The sequence below is a fragment of the Stenotrophomonas sp. 278 genome (genome assembly GCF_003935715.1).
Taxonomy (GTDB): domain Bacteria; phylum Pseudomonadota; class Gammaproteobacteria; order Xanthomonadales; family Xanthomonadaceae; genus Stenotrophomonas; species Stenotrophomonas maltophilia_AH.
Genome location: NZ_RHPP01000034.1, coordinates 14512 through 33073 on the forward strand (window position 1 = coordinate 14512; position 18562 = coordinate 33073).

17 protein-coding genes and 1 pseudogene are annotated in these 18562 nt (G+C 66.2%); 6 read left to right on the forward strand and 12 right to left on the reverse strand.

Annotation, left to right across the window (positions count from 1 at the left end):
- Nucleotides 1-9: 9 nt before the first annotated feature.
- The gene (locus EGJ34_RS07995) at nt 10-1758 is read right to left on the reverse strand and encodes a glutamine--tRNA ligase/YqeY domain fusion protein (protein ID WP_125359967.1); all 1749 of its coding nucleotides are present in this window, start codon (nt 1756-1758) and stop codon (nt 10-12) included.
- A 160-nt stretch (nt 1759-1918) separates the two neighbouring features.
- On the opposite strand from EGJ34_RS07995, the gene EGJ34_RS08000 reads away from it, so the two are divergent.
- Nucleotides 1919-2185 carry a DUF2007 domain-containing protein gene (locus tag EGJ34_RS08000; protein ID WP_125359968.1) on the forward strand — a complete coding sequence of 89 codons (267 nt, stop codon included), beginning with the start codon at nt 1919-1921 and terminating at the stop codon, nt 2183-2185.
- A gap of 27 nt (nt 2186-2212) precedes the next feature.
- A complete protein-coding gene (gene msrA / locus EGJ34_RS08005) occupies nt 2213-2863 on the forward strand; it encodes a peptide-methionine (S)-S-oxide reductase MsrA (protein ID WP_125359984.1) in 651 nt (216 codons plus the stop codon).
- Between the two features lie 525 nt (nt 2864-3388).
- Here msrA and EGJ34_RS08010 read toward each other — a convergent pair.
- From EGJ34_RS08010 to ahpC, 5 genes are all read right to left on the reverse strand, one after another.
- Nucleotides 3389-4351 (reverse strand): transaldolase, encoded by a 963-nt coding sequence (locus EGJ34_RS08010; protein ID WP_125359969.1) that lies wholly within the window; start codon nt 4349-4351, stop codon nt 3389-3391.
- Nucleotides 4352-4428: 77 nt separating this feature from the next.
- Complete coding sequence (gene rnk, locus EGJ34_RS08015; protein ID WP_125359970.1) at nt 4429-4836, reverse strand: nucleoside diphosphate kinase regulator; 408 nt, start codon at nt 4834-4836, stop codon at nt 4429-4431.
- A 127-nt stretch (nt 4837-4963) separates the two neighbouring features.
- Complete coding sequence (locus tag EGJ34_RS08020; RefSeq protein WP_125359971.1) at nt 4964-5923, reverse strand: LysR substrate-binding domain-containing protein; 960 nt, start codon at nt 5921-5923, stop codon at nt 4964-4966.
- Nucleotides 5924-5954: 31 nt separating this feature from the next.
- Nucleotides 5955-7547, reverse strand: coding sequence for an alkyl hydroperoxide reductase subunit F (gene ahpF, locus EGJ34_RS08025; protein WP_125359972.1), 1593 nt, complete (start codon nt 7545-7547; stop codon nt 5955-5957).
- A gap of 151 nt (nt 7548-7698) precedes the next feature.
- Nucleotides 7699-8262, reverse strand: a complete 564-nt coding sequence (gene ahpC / locus EGJ34_RS08030) for an alkyl hydroperoxide reductase subunit C (protein WP_125359973.1) — start codon at nt 8260-8262, stop codon at nt 7699-7701.
- Between the two features lie 292 nt (nt 8263-8554).
- Between ahpC and prmC the strand changes: the two genes are divergently transcribed.
- Both prmC and pip read left to right on the forward strand, forming a co-directional pair.
- The gene (prmC, locus tag EGJ34_RS08035; RefSeq protein WP_125359974.1) at nt 8555-9403 is read left to right on the forward strand and encodes a peptide chain release factor N(5)-glutamine methyltransferase; all 849 of its coding nucleotides are present in this window, start codon (nt 8555-8557) and stop codon (nt 9401-9403) included.
- A 54-nt stretch (nt 9404-9457) separates the two neighbouring features.
- Entirely contained in the window at nt 9458-10402 is a 945-nt protein-coding gene (pip, locus tag EGJ34_RS08040; protein WP_125359975.1) for a prolyl aminopeptidase, read from the forward strand.
- A 296-nt stretch (nt 10403-10698) separates the two neighbouring features.
- On the opposite strand, the gene EGJ34_RS08045 is transcribed toward pip, so the two are convergent.
- Genes EGJ34_RS08045 through EGJ34_RS08060 form a run of 4 tightly spaced genes read right to left on the reverse strand, consistent with a single transcriptional unit; the run spans nt 10699 to nt 13564 of the window.
- Nucleotides 10699-11496 (reverse strand): N-formylglutamate amidohydrolase, encoded by a 798-nt coding sequence (locus EGJ34_RS08045; RefSeq protein WP_260476933.1) that lies wholly within the window; start codon nt 11494-11496, stop codon nt 10699-10701.
- Nucleotides 11489-12040, reverse strand: a complete 552-nt coding sequence (locus EGJ34_RS08050; RefSeq protein WP_125359976.1) for an NUDIX hydrolase — start codon at nt 12038-12040, stop codon at nt 11489-11491. The genes EGJ34_RS08045 and EGJ34_RS08050 overlap by 8 nt, the downstream gene beginning before the upstream one ends.
- Nucleotides 12037-12987 carry a 5'-3' exonuclease H3TH domain-containing protein gene (locus tag EGJ34_RS08055; RefSeq protein ID WP_125359977.1) on the reverse strand — a complete coding sequence of 317 codons (951 nt, stop codon included), beginning with the start codon at nt 12985-12987 and terminating at the stop codon, nt 12037-12039. The genes EGJ34_RS08050 and EGJ34_RS08055 overlap by 4 nt, the downstream gene beginning before the upstream one ends.
- A 1-nt stretch (nt 12988) precedes the next feature.
- Complete coding sequence (locus EGJ34_RS08060; protein WP_125359978.1) at nt 12989-13564, reverse strand: nitroreductase; 576 nt, start codon at nt 13562-13564, stop codon at nt 12989-12991.
- Between the two features lie 332 nt (nt 13565-13896).
- On the opposite strand from EGJ34_RS08060, the gene EGJ34_RS08065 reads away from it, so the two are divergent.
- Together EGJ34_RS08065 and EGJ34_RS08070 are read left to right on the forward strand one after the other, a co-directional pair.
- Nucleotides 13897-16206, forward strand: a complete 2310-nt coding sequence (locus EGJ34_RS08065) for a DUF1631 domain-containing protein (protein ID WP_125359979.1) — start codon at nt 13897-13899, stop codon at nt 16204-16206.
- 614 nt (nt 16207-16820) lie between these two features.
- Nucleotides 16821-17903 carry an NAD(P) transhydrogenase subunit alpha gene (locus tag EGJ34_RS08070; protein WP_125359980.1) on the forward strand — a complete coding sequence of 361 codons (1083 nt, stop codon included), beginning with the start codon at nt 16821-16823 and terminating at the stop codon, nt 17901-17903.
- A 39-nt stretch (nt 17904-17942) separates the two neighbouring features.
- Here EGJ34_RS08070 and EGJ34_RS08075 read toward each other — a convergent pair whose 3' ends face one another.
- Together EGJ34_RS08075 and EGJ34_RS08080 are read right to left on the reverse strand one after the other, a co-directional pair.
- A complete protein-coding gene (locus EGJ34_RS08075; protein ID WP_260476934.1) occupies nt 17943-18341 on the reverse strand; it encodes a DUF3106 domain-containing protein in 399 nt (132 codons plus the stop codon).
- 26 nt (nt 18342-18367) lie between these two features.
- Nucleotides 18368-18562 (reverse strand): annotated as a pseudogene (locus tag EGJ34_RS08080) (hypothetical protein); the annotation flags it as partial.

Consider the following 18562-nt stretch of genomic DNA (forward strand, 5'->3'; position numbering starts at 1 on the left):
GGAACTCTCTCAGGCCGACCAGGTGTCGCGCAGGGTCACGCTGCGGTTGAACACCGGGACGTCGGCGGTGTGGTCGCGGCGGTCGGCGACGAAGTAGCCGGTCCGCTCGAACTGGAAGGACTGCTCCGGCGAGGCGGTGGCCGCAGCCGGTTCGACGTAGCCGGTGACGGTGCGGCGCGATTCCGGGTTGAGGTAGTCGCGGTAGGTTCTGCCTTCCGATTCGTCGTCCGGATTGGGCACCGAGAACAGGCGGTCGTACAGGCGGATTTCCGCCGGCACGCCGTGCACGGCGCTGACCCAGTGAATGGTGCCCTTGACCTTGCGGTTGGCCCCTTCCATCCCAGGACGCGATTCCGGGTCCAGCCAGCCGCGCAGTTCGGTGATGGTGCCGTCGGCATCCTTGATCACCTCATCGCAGCGGATGATGCCGGCCCCGCGCAGGCGTACTTCGCCACCCGGCACCAGGCGCTTCCAGCCCTTGGGCGGGACTTCAGCGAAGTCTTCGCGGTCGATCCATACCTCGCGGGCGAACGGCACCGAACGGCTGCCGAAAGCTTCGTCCTTGGGGTGGTTGCTGAAGGTGAGCTGCTCCTCAAAGCCTTCCGGCAGATTGGTCAGCACCAGCTTGACCGGGTCGATCACGGCCATGCGACGTGCGGCGGCGCTGTCCAGGTCTTCGCGCAGTGCGCCTTCCAGCACGCTGAAGTCGATCAGCGAGTTCTGCTTGCTGATGCCCACGCGCTCGGCGAACAGGCGCATCGCGGCCGGGGTGTAGCCGCGACGACGCAGGCCCTGCAGGGTCGGCATGCGCGGGTCGTCCCAGCCGTCCACCAGCTGCTCGGTGACCAGCGCCATCAGCTTGCGCTTGCTCATCACGGTGTAGTTGATGTTCAGGCGCGAGAACTCGATCTGACGCGGCTTGGCGGCTTCGCGCGGCAGGCCGCGGTCGACCAGCGGCTGGGTCAGGTCCGGGCTGTGGGCGAAGTCGACGTTGTCCACGCACCAGTCGTACAGCGGACGGTGGTCTTCGAACTCCAGCGTGCACAGCGAATGAGTGATGCCTTCGATGGAGTCGCCCAGCGCGTGGGCGAAGTCGTACATCGGATAGATCGGCCAGGCGTTGCCGGTGTTCTGGTGTTCCACATGCTTGATGCGGTAGATCGCCGGGTCGCGCAGGTTGATGTTGCCGCTGGCCATGTCGATTTTCGCGCGCACAGTGCGGGCACCGTCGGCGAATTCTCCGGCGCGCATGCGCGCGAACAGGTCGAGGTTTTCTTCCACGCTGCGGTCGCGCCACGGCGAGGGGCGGCCGGGTTCGGTCAGGGTGCCGCGGTAGGCGCGCACTTCCTCGGCGGACAGGTCGCAGACGTAGGCCTTGCCGTCGCGGATGAGCTTCTGCGCAGCCAGGTAGTAGGCGTCGAAGTAGTCCGAAGCGTGGCGCAGCTCGTTCCACTCAAAGCCCAGCCAGCGCACGTCGTCCTGGATGGCGGCGACGTACTCGGGGTCTTCCTTGGCCGGGTTGGTGTCGTCGAAGCGCAGGTTGCACACGCCGCTGAACTCGCCGGCAATGCCGAAGTTCAGGCAGATCGACTTGGCATGGCCGATATGCAGGTAGCCGTTGGGCTCCGGCGGGAAGCGGGTCTTGATCGCCTGGTGCTTGCCGCTGGCCAGGTCCTCACGCACGATCTGGCGGATGAAATCGCGCTTTTCGTGGGTTTCCGGAAGGGCGTCGGTGGGGGCGGCAGTAGGCTCGGACATGGTGCGCTGGGCGGTAGACAGAAAGAATGACAGTCTATCGTGTCCCGCGCAGCGGGACACGATAGACGGGTAGGTACCGACCGTTGGTCGGTACGCTCTTTCCGGCCCGCGTTCACATCTCCGGCGTATGCTGGGCTGAACCCGCCTCCGAGGCCCGCCCATGCACGTCATCTACCAGGCCGACAATCTGTTCGACGCCCATCTGGTCAAGCACGCGCTGGAAGACGCCGGGATTCCGGCCTTCGTGTTCGGCGAGCAGTTGCTGGGCGGAATGGGGGAGCTGCCGCTGTTCGGGGTGCTGCGGGTCTGCGTGCCGGACCTGGCCGCCCCGGAAGCGGCACAGATCGTTGCAGGGCTCGACTTGGCCGGCCCACCGGACGACCCCATATGGGATGGAGACGAAAGCGCCGGCCTGTTGCCGGCCTAGGAGGACGCGATGTTGGGAGTATCCAAGCTGCTCGGGATCGGTGCTTTCAAGCAGCGCCTGCCGCGCCCGGAAGAGGCCCTGCCGGGCCGCGAGCACGCATTGCCGCTGCACAACCAGCACTTCGTGAACAGCCACCCGCTGAAGGACAGCTTCGCCGGCAAGGAGCGGATCCGCTTCGCCATGGGCTGCTTCTGGGGTGCGGAGCGCAAGTTCTGGACGTTGCCGGGGGTGTATTCGACCTCGGTGGGTTACGCCGGCGGGGTGACCCCGAATCCGACCTACGAAGAGGTCTGCTCCGGCTTGACCGGGCATACCGAGATCGTCGAAGTGGTCTTCGACCCGTCGGTGATCAGCCTGGCCGAGCTGCTCCAGGTGTTCTGGGAAAGCCACGACCCCACCCAGGGCATGCGGCAGGGCAACGACACCGGCACCCAGTACCGCTCGGCGATCCACGCGACCAGCCAGGCCCAGTTCGAGGCGGCCCTGGCCAGTCGTGATGCCTACCAGCAGCGGTTAAACGACGCCGGTTACGGCCCGATCACCACCGAAATCGAGTTCCCGGCCCCGGAGTACTACTATGCCGAGGACTACCACCAGCAGTACCTGGCCAAGAACCCGAACGGCTACTGCGGCATCGGCGGCACCGGCGTCAGCTGCCCGATCGGGGTGGATGCCTGATGCCGCGTTGATTGGGATTGCATGGACCCCCGTAGAGCCACGCCCTGCGTGGCTGCTGTTGGATTCGTGCGAACAGCCTTCGGTTCACGGTATCCCTGGTTTGGCGGCTCGGGATGGGCGTTCCGGGGGACGGCGCAAGTACGTCCATGTAGCCTCGATCGCCGCATCCATGCGGCTCACGCCCCCTCCAGCCCATCCCGACCCGCCCCAGACAGCGTGTCGGTGGCCACGGGAAATGCCAAATCAACGGCGGTGTCGATTCGGGGTCATTCGTTACCGGACGTTGATTGTTTCACGGCCGTCGTCTGTCGTCAGACGCTACCGGCATCGTGCGCGGATTAGCTTTTTGCTGGCCGCCTCGCGCGATCCATCGGGGGAGGCCGACAGGTAGCCCCCGGAGGGACACTCCACGGCATGGATGCCGTGGAGTAGCCTACATGGACGTACTTGCGGCGTGTCCCGGAGCGGGGCTGCCTGTGGGCCTCCCCGCACGGAAAACCAGAAACGCCGCCGTTCGCGGAAAACTTACAACCGCTCGCGAATCGTATTACGCAGCGCTTCGAGGTCCTTCGCGAACGCTTCAATACCCGTCGCCAGCTTTTCGGTGGCCATCGGATCGGCGGCGAGGTCTGCAGCAAAGCGCGCGGCATCAATCGGGGTCACGGCAGCGCCGTCGGCCGCAGACGGCGACAGCTTGCGCGGCAGCTCGCCGTGGTCGGCGTCCAGCTTTTCCAGCAGGTCCGGCGAGATGGTCAGGCGGTCGCAGCCGGCCAGCGCTTCGATCTGCGCGGTGGAACGGAACGAAGCGCCCATCACCACGGTGGCCGAACCACGGCGCTTGAATTCGGCATACACGCCGCGCACGAACACCACGCCCGGGTCTTCGTCGATGGTTGCCGGGGTCTGCCCATTGGCGACGTACCAGTCCAGGATCCGGCCCACGAACGGCGAGATCAGGAACGCACCCGCTTCACTGCAGGCCAGCGCCTGGGTGGGGTTGAAGATCAGCGTGAGGTTGCAGTCGATGCCCTCGGCCTGCAGCTGGCGCGCGGCTTCCACGCCCTCCCAGGTGGCGGCGATCTTGATCAGCACCTTGCTGCGCGGCACGCCCAGCGTCTCGTACATGGCGATGAACTGGCGCGCCTTGGCCACGGTGGCCTCAACATTGTGGGCCAGGTCGGCATCCACTTCGGTCGACACCCGGCCCGGCACCAGCGTGCTCAGCAGCGCGCCCACGCCCACCGTCAGCCGGTCGGCCACGGCGTGCACGATGGTTTCGCGCTCGCCCTGCTGTTCACGGCCCCACGCCAGTTCGCGCTCGATCAGCTCCGCATACACCGGCAGGTCCAGTGCTTTCTTGACCAGGGTCGGATTGGTGGTGCAGTCGACCGGCTTCAGGCGTTTGATCGCCTCGTAGTCGCCGGTATCGGCAACCACCACGGACAGGTCACGCAGCTGGGTGAGTTTGGACGGCGTTGCGGTGCTCATGGTCACTCCTGGTTCGAAAGCTTCAGACATGGCGGTGGGGGCGGCGCGTGTCGCGGCATACGCTCCCCGCCGCGCGATCAGTTCGGGGTTGCATTGTGGACCGCGGTCACCCGCAGGCGCAGCTTGCGCCCACCCGGTGCATCCCAGTCCATGGACTGGCCCACGGCCAGACCCAGCAAGGCTGTGCCGACCGGCGCAAGGATCGAGACCTTGCCTTCGTCGACGTTGGCTTCGCGCGGATAGACCAGCGTGAGCACGTGCTTGTCGCCGTGCAGCTCATCTTCGCATTCCACGCGCGAATGCATCATGACGATGCCCTTCGGCATCTGGTCCGGCGCCACGACGGTCGCACGGTTGAGTTCCTGGGCCAGTGCCTGGCCGGCCGGAGACTGGGCAATGGCAGGCGCTTCGAGCATGGCATCCAGGCGGTCCATGTCGTGGCTGGAGACGGTGATCGACGGCGGCAGGCCGCTGGAAGAAGACATATGACACTCCTTGTTGATGGAAAAGGCACAAGCAAAAGGCGGTGCCTGCTGGCACCGCCCGGGTTCTATTGTGCGATGTAACGGAGAAGGAATCGACCGGGGGACAGGGCAGGGCGATACGCCGGGTTCAGTTGGCCGCCGCCGCCGGTGCCGCCGGGGCAGACAGCATGCGGTCTTCGCTTTCCAGGGTCAGCAGGGCGTCTGGCAGCTGCTTGAACTGCCGGGCCAGCTGGCCGAGGAAGTCGGTCATCGCCGAGCTGCGCCGCCAGACCATGCCCACGCGCCGGCTCGGGCTGTCCGGCCCTTTGAAGTCGAGCAGGTGGATGCTGTCTGAACGCGGAACCGGTGGCTTGACCGCCAGCGTCGGCAGCAGGGTGATACCCACGTCGGCAGCCACCATCTGGCGCAGCGTCTCCAGGCTGGTTGCGCGGAATTCGGATTTTTCGTTGGCCCCGAACATGCGGCATACCGCCAGCGCCTGGTCGCGCAGGCAGTGGCCGTCTTCCAGCAGCAGGAGCCGCTGGGTGGACAGTTCCTCGGCGTCCAGGTGGTCACGGCTGGCGAGCGGGTGCTTGCTCGATACCGCCAGCAGGAAGGGCTCCTCGAACAGAAACTCCGCATGCAGGCTGTCATCGTCGACCGGCAATGCCAGCAGCGCCGCATCCAGCCGGCCGTCGCGCAGCCGGTGCAGCAGCTCGTCGCTTTTTTCCTCGACCAGCAGCAGTTCCAGGTGCGGATAACGCTTGCGGATGCCGGGGATGACGTGCGGCAGCAGATAGGGCCCCAGGGTCGGGAAGATGCCCAGGCGCACCGTGCCGGCCTCCGGGTCGCGCGCGCGGCGCGCGGCCTCCTTCAGTTCTTCGATCTCGGCCACGATCCCCCGCGCACGCATGGCGGCCTCATTGCCGGCGTGGGTCAGCATCACCTTGCGCGAACCGCGTTCCACCAGCGGCACGCCCAGTTCGTCTTCCAGCTTGCGCAACTGGGTCGAGAGCGTGGGCTGGCTCACGTGGCAGACGGCAGCGGCCTTTCCGTAATGCTTGTGGTCGGCCAGCGCCACCAGGTACTTCAGGTCACGCAGGTTCATTTCCTTGTACCTCCAGACAATGCACCGCTTATCAGGCAGCTTCGGCGACCGCGCCGCTGCTCTTCGGAACGGAGGTGCGGATCAGGTGGTCGAACGCGCTCAGCGCAGCCGTTGAACCGGCCCCCATCGCGATGATGATCTGCTTATAGGGTACGGTAGTGCAATCGCCTGCAGCGAACACGCCAGGCACGCTGGTCTGGCCGCGGTCGTCGATCAGGATCTCGCCGCGCGGCGACAAGGCCACGCTGTCCTTCAGCCACTCGGTATTGGGCAGCAGGCCGATCTGCACGAAGATACCTTCAAGTTCGACCCGATGTGCGTCGCCGCCCACGCGGTCCTGGTAGACCAGGCCGTTCACCTTCTGCCCGTCGCCCAGCACTTCCTGGGTCAGCGCGCTGGTGATGATCGTGACGTTGCCCAGGCTGCGCAGCTTTTTCTGCAGTACTTCGTCGGCGCGCAGCTTGTCGTCGAACTCCAGCAGGGTCACGTGTGCCACGATGCCGGCCAGGTCGATGGCCGCTTCGACACCGGAGTTGCCGCCGCCGATCACTGCCACGCGCTTGCCCTTGAACAGCGGCCCGTCACAGTGCGGGCAATAGGCCACGCCCTTGTTGCGGTACTGGTCTTCGCCGGGCACGTTCATCTGCCGCCAGCGCGCACCGGTGGACAGGATCACCGAGCGCGACTTCAGCGACGCGCCATTCTCCAGCTTGATTTCAACCAGGCCGTCGTCTCCGGCCGGGACCAGGGCGGTGGCGCGCTGGAGGTTCATGATGTCCACCTCGTACTCGCGCACGTGCTGCTCCAGTGCGGTGGCGAGCTTCGGGCCCTCGGTTTCCTTGACCGAGATGAAGTTCTCGATCGCCATGGTGTCGAGCACCTGGCCGCCAAAGCGCTCGGCGGCCACGCCGGTGCGGATGCCCTTGCGCGCGGCATAGATCGCCGCGGCGGCACCGGCCGGACCACCGCCCACCACCAGGACGTCGAACGGAGCCTTGGTCGCGATCTTCTCGGCGTCGCGCTTCGCGGCACCGGTGTCGAGCTTGGCCACGATCTGCTCCAGGGTCATGCGGCCCTGGTCGAATACCTCACCGTTGAGGTAGATGGTGGGCACCGACATGATCTGGCGCGCTTCCACCTCGGCGGGGAACAGGCCGCCATCGATCGCCACGTGCTGGATGCGCGGGTTCAGCACCGCTGCCAGGTTCAGCGCCTGGACGACGTCGGGGCAGTTCTGGCACGACAGCGAGAAGTAGGTTTCAAAGCGGTAGTCACCGTCCAGGTTGCGCACCTGCTCGATCAGCTCGGCGGTGGCCTTGGAGGGGTGGCCACCCACCTGCAGCAGGGCCAGCACCAGTGAGGTGAATTCGTGGCCCATGGGCAAGCCGGCAAAGGCCAGATGGATGTCCTGCCCCGGGGAGCCCAGCGCGAACGACGGCGTGCGCTCGCCACTGTCGCGACGCACTTCCAGGCTGATCTGCGAGGACAGCGTGGTCAGCGTTTCAAGCAGCTCGAGCATTTCCTGCGACTTGGCGCTGTCATCCGCATGCGCCGTGATCTGGATCGGGCGGGTGACGCGTTCCAGGTAGGTCTTCAGCTGGGACTGGAGGTTGGCATCCAACATCGAAAACTCCTTGATTCAGGCAAACGGACAGCGTCGACGCGCCCCACGGGTGCATCAGCGCGACATGGGGGTGAACCGAAGCGGGCGCGTGAGCACCCGCTTGGGTTCACCCCCATCCCCGTCGAAACGGGAATGGGGATGCGATAGCGGCTTAGATCTTGCCGACCAGGTCCAGCGACGGGGTCAGGGTCTTTTCGCCTTCCTTCCACTTGGCCGGGCACACCTGGTTCGGGTTGGCGGCGGTGAACTGGGCAGCCTTCAGCTTGCGCAGGGTTTCGGAGACGTCACGGGCGATCTCGTTGGAATGGATTTCCAGGGTCTTGATCACGCCTTCCGGGTTGATGATGAAGGTGCCGCGCAGGGCCAGGCCTTCTTCTTCAATGTGCACGCCGAAGGCGCGGGTCAGCTTGTGGGTCGGGTCGCCGACCAGCGGGAACTGGGCCTTGCCGACGGCCGGCGAGGTTTCGTGCCACACCTTGTGCGAGAAGTGGGTGTCGGTGGTGACGATGTAGACCTCGGCACCGGCCTTCTTGAACTCGGCGTAATGGTCAGCGGCGTCTTCGATTTCGGTCGGGCAGTTGAAGGTGAAGGCGGCCGGCATGAAGATCAGGACGGACCACTGGCCCTTCAGGCTGGCGTCGGAAACCTTGATGAATTCGCCGTTCTGGTAGGCGTTGGCTTCGAACGACTGGATCTGGGTGTTGATGAGCGACATCGATGTTCCTCTTGGATGAAGGGCGGGGTGAAGCGATGGGTAAAGACTACCGGTCCTCGGTCGATTAGTGAAATCAATTGATTCACTACTTTTCGATAGACACCATCTATCGTGGATAGTTCAGGCGTCTCTACCCTCAACCACCAAGATGGGGTTGGATATCTTTCAATTCAATGACTTGAGTCCAGAATGAGTCGATGACCGTGATAGATGCCGTAAATGGACCGGCGTGGGCGGCTGAACAATGCTGCAACCTGACCTACACTGCGCGCCCTAGAGTTCCAGGCCTGCCATGACTGTCGCGCCATACCGTGAGATCCGCCAGCTGCTGGCCGACGCCGCCGGGCAGCTGCCGGGCGTGGAGGGCCGCCATGAGGCGGAGCTGCTGCTGCTGCACGTACTGGGCCGCGAACGCAGCTGGTTGTTCGCACACGCCACCGATGCCGTGGAACCGGCGACCGAGGCGGCGTTTGCGCAGTTGCTGCAGCGCCGGATCCAGGGGGAGCCGGTGGCCTATCTGTTGGGACGGCGGGGATTCTGGACACTGGACCTGACGGTCAGCCCGGCCACGCTGATTCCCCGACCGGAAACCGAGCGACTCGTTGAGCTGGCGCTGGAACGGCTGCCTGCGGACCGTCCACTGCAGGTGGCCGACCTGGGCACCGGCAGCGGGGCCATCGCACTGGCGCTGGCCAGCGAACGCCCGCTGGCGCAGGTGCTGGCCACCGACATGAGCCCGCAGGCGCTGGCGGTGGCTGCCGAGAATGCCCGCCGGCATGAACTGGTCAACGTGCACTTCCAGCAGGGGTCCTGGCACGCGGCGCTGGGGCAGGAACGCTTCGACCTGATCGCCACCAATCCGCCCTACATCGCGGCGGACGACCCCCACCTGGCGCAGGGTGACCTGCGTTTCGAGCCTGCCACCGCACTGGCATCGGGCGCGGACGGCCTGGACGACATCCGGGTGATCATCGAGGGGGCACCGGCGCGCCTGGTGGCAGGCGGCTGGTTGCTGATCGAGCATGGCTGGGACCAGGGACCGGCGATCCGCGCACTGCTGGAGCAGGCGGGCTTCGTGGAAGTCAGCACGGCACTGGACCTGGAACACCGCGACCGGGTCAGTCTGGGCCGCCTGCCTTGAGCGGAGGCGGGGCTAGAATGGCAGCCAGTGTTTCATTCATCTGGAGCTTCGCCCATGCGCACGCTGTACCCCGCGATCACCCCCTATGACGTTGGCAGCCTGAAGGTCGACGACCGCCACACGCTGTATTTCGAGCAGTGCGGCAACCCCGACGGCAAGCCGGTGGTGATGCTGCATGGGGGTCCGGGCGGCGGTTGCAGCGAGAAGATGCGTCAGTTCCACGACCCGGCCAGGTACCGCATCATTCTGTTCGACCAGCGCGGTGCCGGGCGCTCGACACCGCATGCGGACCTGGTCGACAACACCACCTGGGACCTGGTGGCCGACATCGAGAAACTGCGTGAGCACCTGAAGGTGGAGCGCTGGCAGGTATTCGGCGGCAGCTGGGGTTCGACCCTGGCGCTGGCCTATGCACAGACCCACCCGCAGCAGGTGACCGAGCTGGTGCTGCGCGGCATCTTCATGCTGCGCCGCTGGGAACTGGAGTGGTTCTACCAGGAAGGTGCCAACCGCCTGTTCCCGGACGCGTGGGAACACTACCTTGCCCCGATTCCGGCGGTGGAGCGCCACGACCTGATTTCGGCCTTCCATCGCCGCCTGACCAGTGAGGACGAAGCGACCCGGCTGGCGGCCGCCAAGGCGTGGAGCGTGTGGGAGGGTGCCACCAGCTTCCTGCATGTGGACCCGGACTTCGTGAACAGCCATGAGGACCCGCACTTCGCACTGGCGTTCGCGCGCATCGAGAACCACTACTTCGTCAACGGTGGCTTCTTTGAAGTGGAAGATCAGCTGCTGCGCGACGCGCACCGCATTGCCGACATCCCGGGCGTGATCGTGCACGGCCGCTACGACGTGGTCTGCCCGCTGCAGAACGCCTGGGAACTGCACAAGGCCTGGCCGAAGTCGACGCTGGAGATCTCGCCCGCTTCGGGTCATTCGGCATTCGAGGCAGAGAACATCGATGCCCTGGTGCGCGCCACCGATCGATTCGCAGGCTGATTGCACGATCTGTATCTGATTGCACGATCTCCGTAGAGCCGGGCTCTGCCCGGCTGCTGTTGGATTCGTGCGAACATCCCTCGGTTCACGGGATCCCTGGTTTGGCGGCTCGGGATGGGTTTGCGGGACACGCCGTGAGCCGCATGGATGCGGCGATCGAGCTTACATGGACGTACTTGCAGCGTCCCCCGGAACGCCCATCCCGATCCGCCAACCGAGGGGGGCCCTAAACCACAGGCTGTTCGCCCAAAACCAACAGCAGCCGGGCAACGCCCGGCGATCCGTAGCCCCCGCAATCACGCCATCGCCAGCAACTGCGGCTCCAACACGCCGAACACCCGCGCCAAACGATCCGCCCACGCGATCTGCCCGGCTGCATCGGCAATCAGGTCCTGGCGGATCTCCAGTTCCACGTGCACCAACCCGCGGCCCTCGCCATGCACCGGCACCGCGTAGTCGCTGGTGCTGCTGACCGAATACGGCTCGTTGTCGCCTACGACCAGATCATCTTCATCGCGCAGCGCCTGCAGCAGTGCGTGCGCGAAACGCGTGTCACGGTGGTACAGCACGCCGGCGTGCCAGGGGCGGTCGTATCCGTTCATTGACGGAGTGAAGCTGTGCATCATCACCAGCACTGTCGGCCGACCCTGTGCGCGGCGTGCGTCGAGCTCGGCCTCGATACGGGCGTGATACGGCGCGTGGATCGCCTCGATACGTTGCTGGCGCTGCGTGTTGCTTAAAGAAGCGTTACCCGGAATGCGGGTGTGATCGCTGATTTCCGGAATCAGCGTCGGAGATGCCAGCGGTCGGTTGCAGTCGATCAGCAGCCGCGAATAGGTCTGCTCGATCGCCCACGCATCCAACCGCTCGGACAGCGCCCGGGTGGTGCCGGCAATGCCGATGTCCCAGCCGATATGCCGGTCGAGCTCGGCTTGCGGCAGCCCCAACCCCTCCAGCGCGGCAGGGACCACCTGTCCGGCGTGATCGGCCAGCAGCACGAACGGCGAACGTCCCTGCGCCTGGTGCACCGTGTACACCTCCGGATCGGCCGCTCCAAGCAGGGCGGGCAGCTGTTGCCGGCCGGTATCAGCCACGCGGCGTACCGTCCAGATGGTGTTCGATCATCCACAGCCCCGCCCACAGCTTGGCATCGAGCTGGTAGCCCTGGTTCATTTTTTCCACCAGCCAAGCGGCGGCCCGCGCCCGCGGGATCGCATGCACGGTGATGTCTTCGCTTTCATCGCCACCGCCTGCGCCGACCTGGCGCAGACCGGTGGCGCGCACGAAGGCGATGCGCTCGCTGCTGGCACCGGACGAGGTCGGGCCGATCATCAACACCTCGGCGTGATCGGCGGTCCAGCCGGTTTCTTCCTCCAGTTCGCGCACCGCCGAGGCTTCGATCGACTCGCCGGCCTCGATGTCGCCGACCAGGCCGGCCGGCATTTCGATGGTCAGTGCCTGCAGCGGTACCCGGAACTGCTCCACGAACAACACCTCGTCATCTGGCGTCACCGCGATGATGATCGCGGCCAGTCCGCCCGCATGGGTGCGCTCGCTGTATTCCCAGCTGCCGCGCACCACCATGCGCTGGTATTTGCCTTCGTAGACGACCTTGGGGGGTTGGGAGTTGTGACTCATGCGAACTCGTTGGCAACAGAAGAGGAATCGGAAAGGCCGCCGGCGGTGAACAGCCGACGGCGGGTAAGTGGGCCGAAACGCAGCGCGTCGCAGAGACCCTGCAGCATCTGCGCATCGGCGCTGCCGCGACTGAAGCCGCTGTCGCTGCCGTCCAGCGGTGCATCCAGCGCGATGGTGGTCAATTGCCGCCACAACAGGGCGTGCTCGCGTTGCTCGCGCAGCCGCACCGCCATCTGCGCGGCACCGCGCAGGCGCAGGAACGGTACTTCGTCCAGGCGTTCATACAGCACGTCCAGGCTGCCGAAGTGCGCCAGCAGTATGGCTGCGGATTTCGCGCCGACGCCGGTGATGCCCGGAATGTTGTCGACCGCATCGCCACACAGCGCCAGGTAGTCGGCAATCTGGTGGGCCTGCACGCCGTGGCGCGCTTTCACCCCTGCCATGCCCCAGCGCTGGTTGCGCGCATAGTCCCACTGCTCGTCGTGCTCGTGCAGCAGCTGCGACAGGTCCTTGTCGGCGGAAATGATCACCCCGCGCATGCCGCCGGGACGGCTGGCGTGCAGCGCGCTGCCAATCAGGTCGTCCGCTTCGTACTCGTGATGGGCCAGCACGCTCAGGCCCAGTGCCATGCACAGCGCCTTGCAATGCGCGAACTGACGACGCAGCTCTTCGGGAGCCGGATCGCGGTTGGCCTTGTAGGCGGTATACAGGCGGTGGCGGAAGCAGCTGTCCAGGGCCTCGTCGAAGGCCACCACGATGTGCTGCGGGCGCTCGCGTTCCAGCAGGTCCAGCAGGAACCGCGCAAAGCCGTGCACGGCGTTGGTCGGCCAGCCCTGCTGGTCCTGGAACTCGTTCGGCATCGAGTGCCAGGCCCGGAACACATACAGGCTGGCATCGACCAGATACAGCGGCGGGCGTACGGCCAGCGCGGGCGGAGCCTGGATCATCTCAGCCCACCCAGTCCTGCAGCAGCGCGGCCGGGTCGGGGCGCTCGCGCTCGGGTACTTCGGCCTTGGGGGTCCCGATGTGGATGAATCCGGCAATGCGCTCGTGTTCGGCCAGGCCCAGATGGGCGTGCACGGCCGGGTCGAAGGCCATCCAGGCCGTCAGCCACTGCGCGCCAAAGCCCATGGCCTGGGCGGCCTGCAGCAGGGCGAAGCAGACGCAGCCGGCGGTCATCAGCTGCTCCTGCTCCGGCACCTTGGGGCTGGGCGTAGGGCAGGCGACGACCGTCACGATCAGCGGCGCGTGGGAAAACCGCAGGCGGTCCTTCTCGACCTGGGCATCTGACGCATTCAGGTCGCGCGCGCGGCTGCGCTCGGCCAGGAAGGCTCCCAGAGTGTGACGTGCGTCACCCTGGATGCTCAGGAAACGGAAGGGCACCTTCTTGCCGTGATCGGGCACCCGGACGGCGGAAGCCAGCATCCGCAGCAGGGTTTCGCGGTCGGGGCCTGGGGCGGTCAGCTGCAGCGCGGGGGTCGAGCGACGGGCGTCCAGGGCTTGCAGCGCAGGAGAATCGGGCATGGCACTCAGGGGTTTTTTACAGATGGGGAATTATAGTCGGGGCGCTTTGTGACGTCGGTTTTGGTCAACTGTGTGCCATTTACGACGAAACGTGATGCACATCACTTAATGAAACCCATCCCTTCACACTCCTGTACTCGCTTCCGACTGGCACTCGCCTTACGATACAAGGCCTGCCGGTACCCGGTTGTGAGGTTTGAAGTGAGGACTGTTTCACTGTCCCCGACCGGTGCGCCGATCTACCATCCGCGTGCGGGTGCCTGGGGGGCACCGGTATGCGGTGCATCCATGCTGCATTCGTTGGATTCTGGAAAGGTGGGGAGCCTTTTCGCATGATCGCCACGCCCAATGTCATGGGGCAGCCCGGCCGTGATCCGGCCCTGCTCAAGCTCGCTCGCGAGGCTGCCCTGCCGGGGCTGGCCGAGTCGTTCGCGACCGTGCTGGCCCGCTTCGATGACGTCCTGTTCGACCGCGCCAGCAACGCCGGCGCGTCGCAGCTGCTGTTCCTGGATGGCATGCGCGAGCTGCGCCGCCGCCGCGAGGACATCGTGGCCGGCTTCCGTGCACACCTGGCACTGGCCTGGGATTCGCTCGAACGCGGGCAGCCGTTGTCGGCCGAAACCACCCTGGCCGGCCCGGTCGAAGGCGGGCTGAGCCTGGTTCCCGAACACGTGCTGGAATCGCGTCTGGCGGTCCGCAACTTCGCGGTCGTGCTGTTACGCGACTGGAAGCCGGTGCTGGCACGCCTGGACCGCCGTCTGGGCTGGATCGCCGGCGGGCTGGAGTTGAACGCTGACACCAATCCGGTCAGCCCGGAACACATCGGGGTGGCCATACATGAGGCGTTCGCCGACTGCGAACTGGCTCCGGAAGTGCGACTGGTGTTGATCAAATTGTGCGAGCGGGACCTGCACGGCCCCATCGGCAAGCGCTATGAAAAGCTCGACGAGCAACTGGCGGCGGCAGGCGTGATGCCGCAGATTGCCGCGCCGCGCAAGCCGGCACCCCGTCCGCCCGCCGCGCGCAACGAACTTGATGAGCTGGTCGAGGCGTTGGACACGGAAGCGCCATCTCGGGGCGACGACTCCTCGGCTCCGGCCTGGGCGCGGCGTTTTGCCGACCGCTGGGCGGCCAGCCGCGGCCGCATGCAGTCGGCCCAGGCGGCCTACCAGGAAGCCGGCGAAGCCGACGGCATGAACAACAACCAGGGCATGCTGCTGGAGGCCCTGCATGAACTGCTGCAGCAGACCCGGCATGTGCGCGAGGACGCGACCTCGGCCGCCAGCGTCGCGGTGGGCCAGCAGCGCCCGTTGAGCCAGCGCGAGATGATGTCGGTGCTTTCGCTGCTGCAGGCCACGCCGAGTGCGACCCTGCGCGCGGCCATCGGCGAGGACGGCGAGTCGCTGGCGCAGCGTCTGAAGAGCGAAGTGCTGTCCAGTGCCACCCAGCTGGGCGTGGACCCGGCGCAGGCACGCCTGGACCCGCAGGATGAAGATGCCATCGACCTGGTCGGCATGCTGTTTGACGTGATGCTTGACGAGCGCGACCTGGAAGGGCGTTCGCGTGAGCTGATCGGCCGGCTGGTGGTGCCGTTCGTCAAGGTGGCGATGCTGGACCGCCGCATGTTCGTGCAGAAGACCCATCCGGCACGCAAACTGCTCAACTCTCTGGCCGAGGCATGCGAGGGAAATACCGGCGAAAGCCAGGCCGAGCGCGTGCTGATGGGCAAGGTCGAGGAGATCATCGAGCGGCTGGTAGCCGAGTTCAATGAGAACCTGGCGATCTTCCTCACGCTGGAGGAAGAGTTCCGCGATTTCCTGTCCCAGCACCGCCGTCGCATCGAAATTGCCGAGCGCCGTGCTGCGGAAACCCAGCGCGGCCAGGAAAAGCTTGAGGTGGCGCGCACGCGCGCGGCCGGCGAACTGGAATGGCGCGTGGAGGACCAGCACCTGCCGCAGGCGATTGATGAATTCCTGCGCCAGCCGTGGCAGCACCATCTGACCCTGGCGGTGCTCCGCGAGGGCGACGACGGTGCCTCGGTGAGCGAAGCGCTGGCGTTGGCCGACGGTATGCTGGAAGAGGTCGCGGAAGCGCGCCGCCAGATCGTGGGCAAGCCGTGGCTGCAGGCTTGGCAGCCGGTGCTGCGCAAGGTCTTTGCCAGCGTCGGCGTGCATGCCGATGCGGCAACGGCGGCGATTGACGCGCTGCACGACACGCTGCAGGCGGTCGCCGAATCGCGTCCGGAGCTGGAGCGCGCGCTGCCGGAACTGCCACAGGTGGTCCTTCCGGCACCGCCGGCGGCCGACGCCGGCGGCGTGGAACTGGAAGGCAAGGTCGACGTGACCGATTTCGACAATGCCGACGCCGACCGTTTCCGCGGCATGGAAATCGGCAGCTGGCTGGATTTCGTTGACAAGGACGGCAAGGTGCAGGCCGGCAAGCTGTCGTGGGTGAGCCCGATTTCCTCGCGCCTGCTGTTCGTGAACCGCCGCGGCGTGCGTTTCTGCGTGGCTTCGCCCGAGGAACTGGCGGTCATGGTCCGCCTCGGCCGCCTGCGCCCGCACGTCGACGACGGCGCGTTCGACAGCGCCATGCAGGGCGTCATCGACCGCCTCGACACCAAGGGCGCCACCGTCCACTAAGCCGTAGAGCCGGGCTTGCCCGGCTGCTGTTGGCTTTTGGCGAACCACACTCGGTTCACGGCCTTCCTGGTTTGGCGGGTCGGGATGGGCGTTGCGGGGGACGCTGCAAGTACGTCCCTGTAAGCTCGATCGCCGCATCCATGCGGCTCACGCCCCCTCCAGCCCACCCCGACCCGCCATCGACAGACGGTCGGTGGTCATCGAAAACCAAAAACACGTAACCCCGGTAGCGTCGGTCGACAGACGACGGCCGTGAAATCCTCCACATCCGGTAACGCATGACCCTGAAGCAACAACGGCGGTTGCTGTTGCTCTTGGGGCCGCCTTGCGCAATCCATCAGGGGCGGGGGCGGGTGCCCTCCGTAGGGACACTCCACGGCATGGGTTCGGCGCATGCGCCGAACGGGTTGGGCAGGAGGCCCAACCCCGGCCTTGCCGTATGCGCAGGACAGCGCATACGAGCAAGCCGTGGAGTAGCCTACATGGACGTACTTGCGGCGTGTCCCGGAGCGAGGGTGCCCGCTCCCGACCCAGCACGGACAAATCAAAGCGCCGCTCTTCGCATCAAGCTACGATCAACCAATAAACCGATAAACCACAACGCGAGGACACGCATGGCTGTCGAGGTGCTGGGGGTGAAGGAACGTGCGCCGGGCGAATGCCGGGTGGCGCTGACGCCGGAAACGGCGCGCAAGCTGGCCGCGCTCGGGGCCACGGTCTGGATCGAACCCGGTGCGGGTCTCGGTGCGGGTTTCACCGACCAGGCCTACCTGGACGCCGGTGCACAACTGGCCGATGAGGCGTGTGCCAGCCGGGCCGACATCGTGCTGTGCGTGCAGGCTCCGGAAACCGCCTGGCTGAACCAGCTCAAGCTGGGCAGCACCCTGGTCGGCATGCTGCAGCCACAGGCCGACAGTCTGCGCGCGGCGACGATGCAGTCGCGGGGCCTGCAGGTGTTTCCGCTGGAGCGCCTGCCACGCACCACCCGTGCACAGTCGATGGACGTGCTGAGCTCACAGGCCGGCATGGCCGGCTACAAGGCCACGCTCATCGCCGCCCAGCGCGCGCCGCGTTTCTTCCCGATGCTCACCACTGCAGCCGGCACCATCCGGCCGTCGCGCGTGCTGGTGGTGGGGGCGGGCGTGGCCGGCCTGCAGGCAATCGCCACCGCACGCCGGCTGGGTGCGCAGGTGGAAGGCTTTGATGTGCGCCCGGAAACCCGCGAGCAGATCGAATCGCTGGGCGGCAGGTTCCTTGACCTGGGTGTCAGTGCGGCAGGCGAGGGTGGGTACGCGCGCGCGCTGACCGACGCGGAACGGGCCGAACAGCAGCGTCGCCTGGGTGAACATCTGCGGCTGGTGGACGTGGTGATCTGCACGGCAGCGGTGCCCGGTCGGCCTGCACCAAAAATCATCACCCAGGCGATGGTCGAGGGCATGCGCCCCGGCAGCGTGGTGGTGGACCTGGCGGCGGAGACCGGCGGCAACTGCGAGGCGACGCGGCCCGGGGAAACGGTGGAGGTGGGCGGCGTCATCGTCGATGGACCGTTGAACCTGGCCAGCCAGGGCGCGGTGCATGCCAGCGAGATGTACGCGCGCAACCTGTACAACTTCGTGGCGCTGTTCGTAAAAGACGGCGCGATCACGTTCGACTGGGACGATGAACTGCTGGCGAAAACGCGCTGGGTGGCGGGGTAACGCGTTCTTCGTCCGGATGGCGATGACGCGCATGGCGTGTCAACGCGGTGCCGGATCGTCTTTCACGGCATTGGCCTTCAACCACTCCTGGCGCTGCTCCGGCGTCATCTTGCCCCAGCGCTCACGCAATGCCTCACGTTGGTCCGGGGTCATGCTGCGCATCTGTGCGAACAACGCCCGCGCCTGCTCGCGCTGGGCCGGGGTCATGTTCTCGAAGCGGTGACGGCCGCGCCGCGCCAGCTCGCGCTGTTCCGGGGTCATGCTTTCCCAGCGCTGCCCATGCTGCAGCATGCGTTGGCGCTGTGGCGGAGCGGCGTTGTTCCAGCGGTCGCGCAGTGGTGCGATCAGCGCTTCGCGCTGCTCTGGGGTGAGCCTGTCCCAGTCGGGCAGCGGCGAGGTCTGTGCCCAGCCGCTGGCGCTCAGCGACAACAGCACCATGGCAAGTGTGGTCTGCAGTTTCATGGTTACTCCATCGCCAGGTTGGTGGCAGCCAGCCACACGTACATGTCCGGATTCTCATCCAGCAGTTCGCCACTGTCATCCAAGGCACTGGCGGCGACCGGGGCTGGCGGTGCGGCGGGCGGTTGCGCAGTGAAACTGTAGCCCAGGCCCAGTGCCACCACCGCCGAGCAGGCCGTGGCCAGCCACCAGCCGTGTGC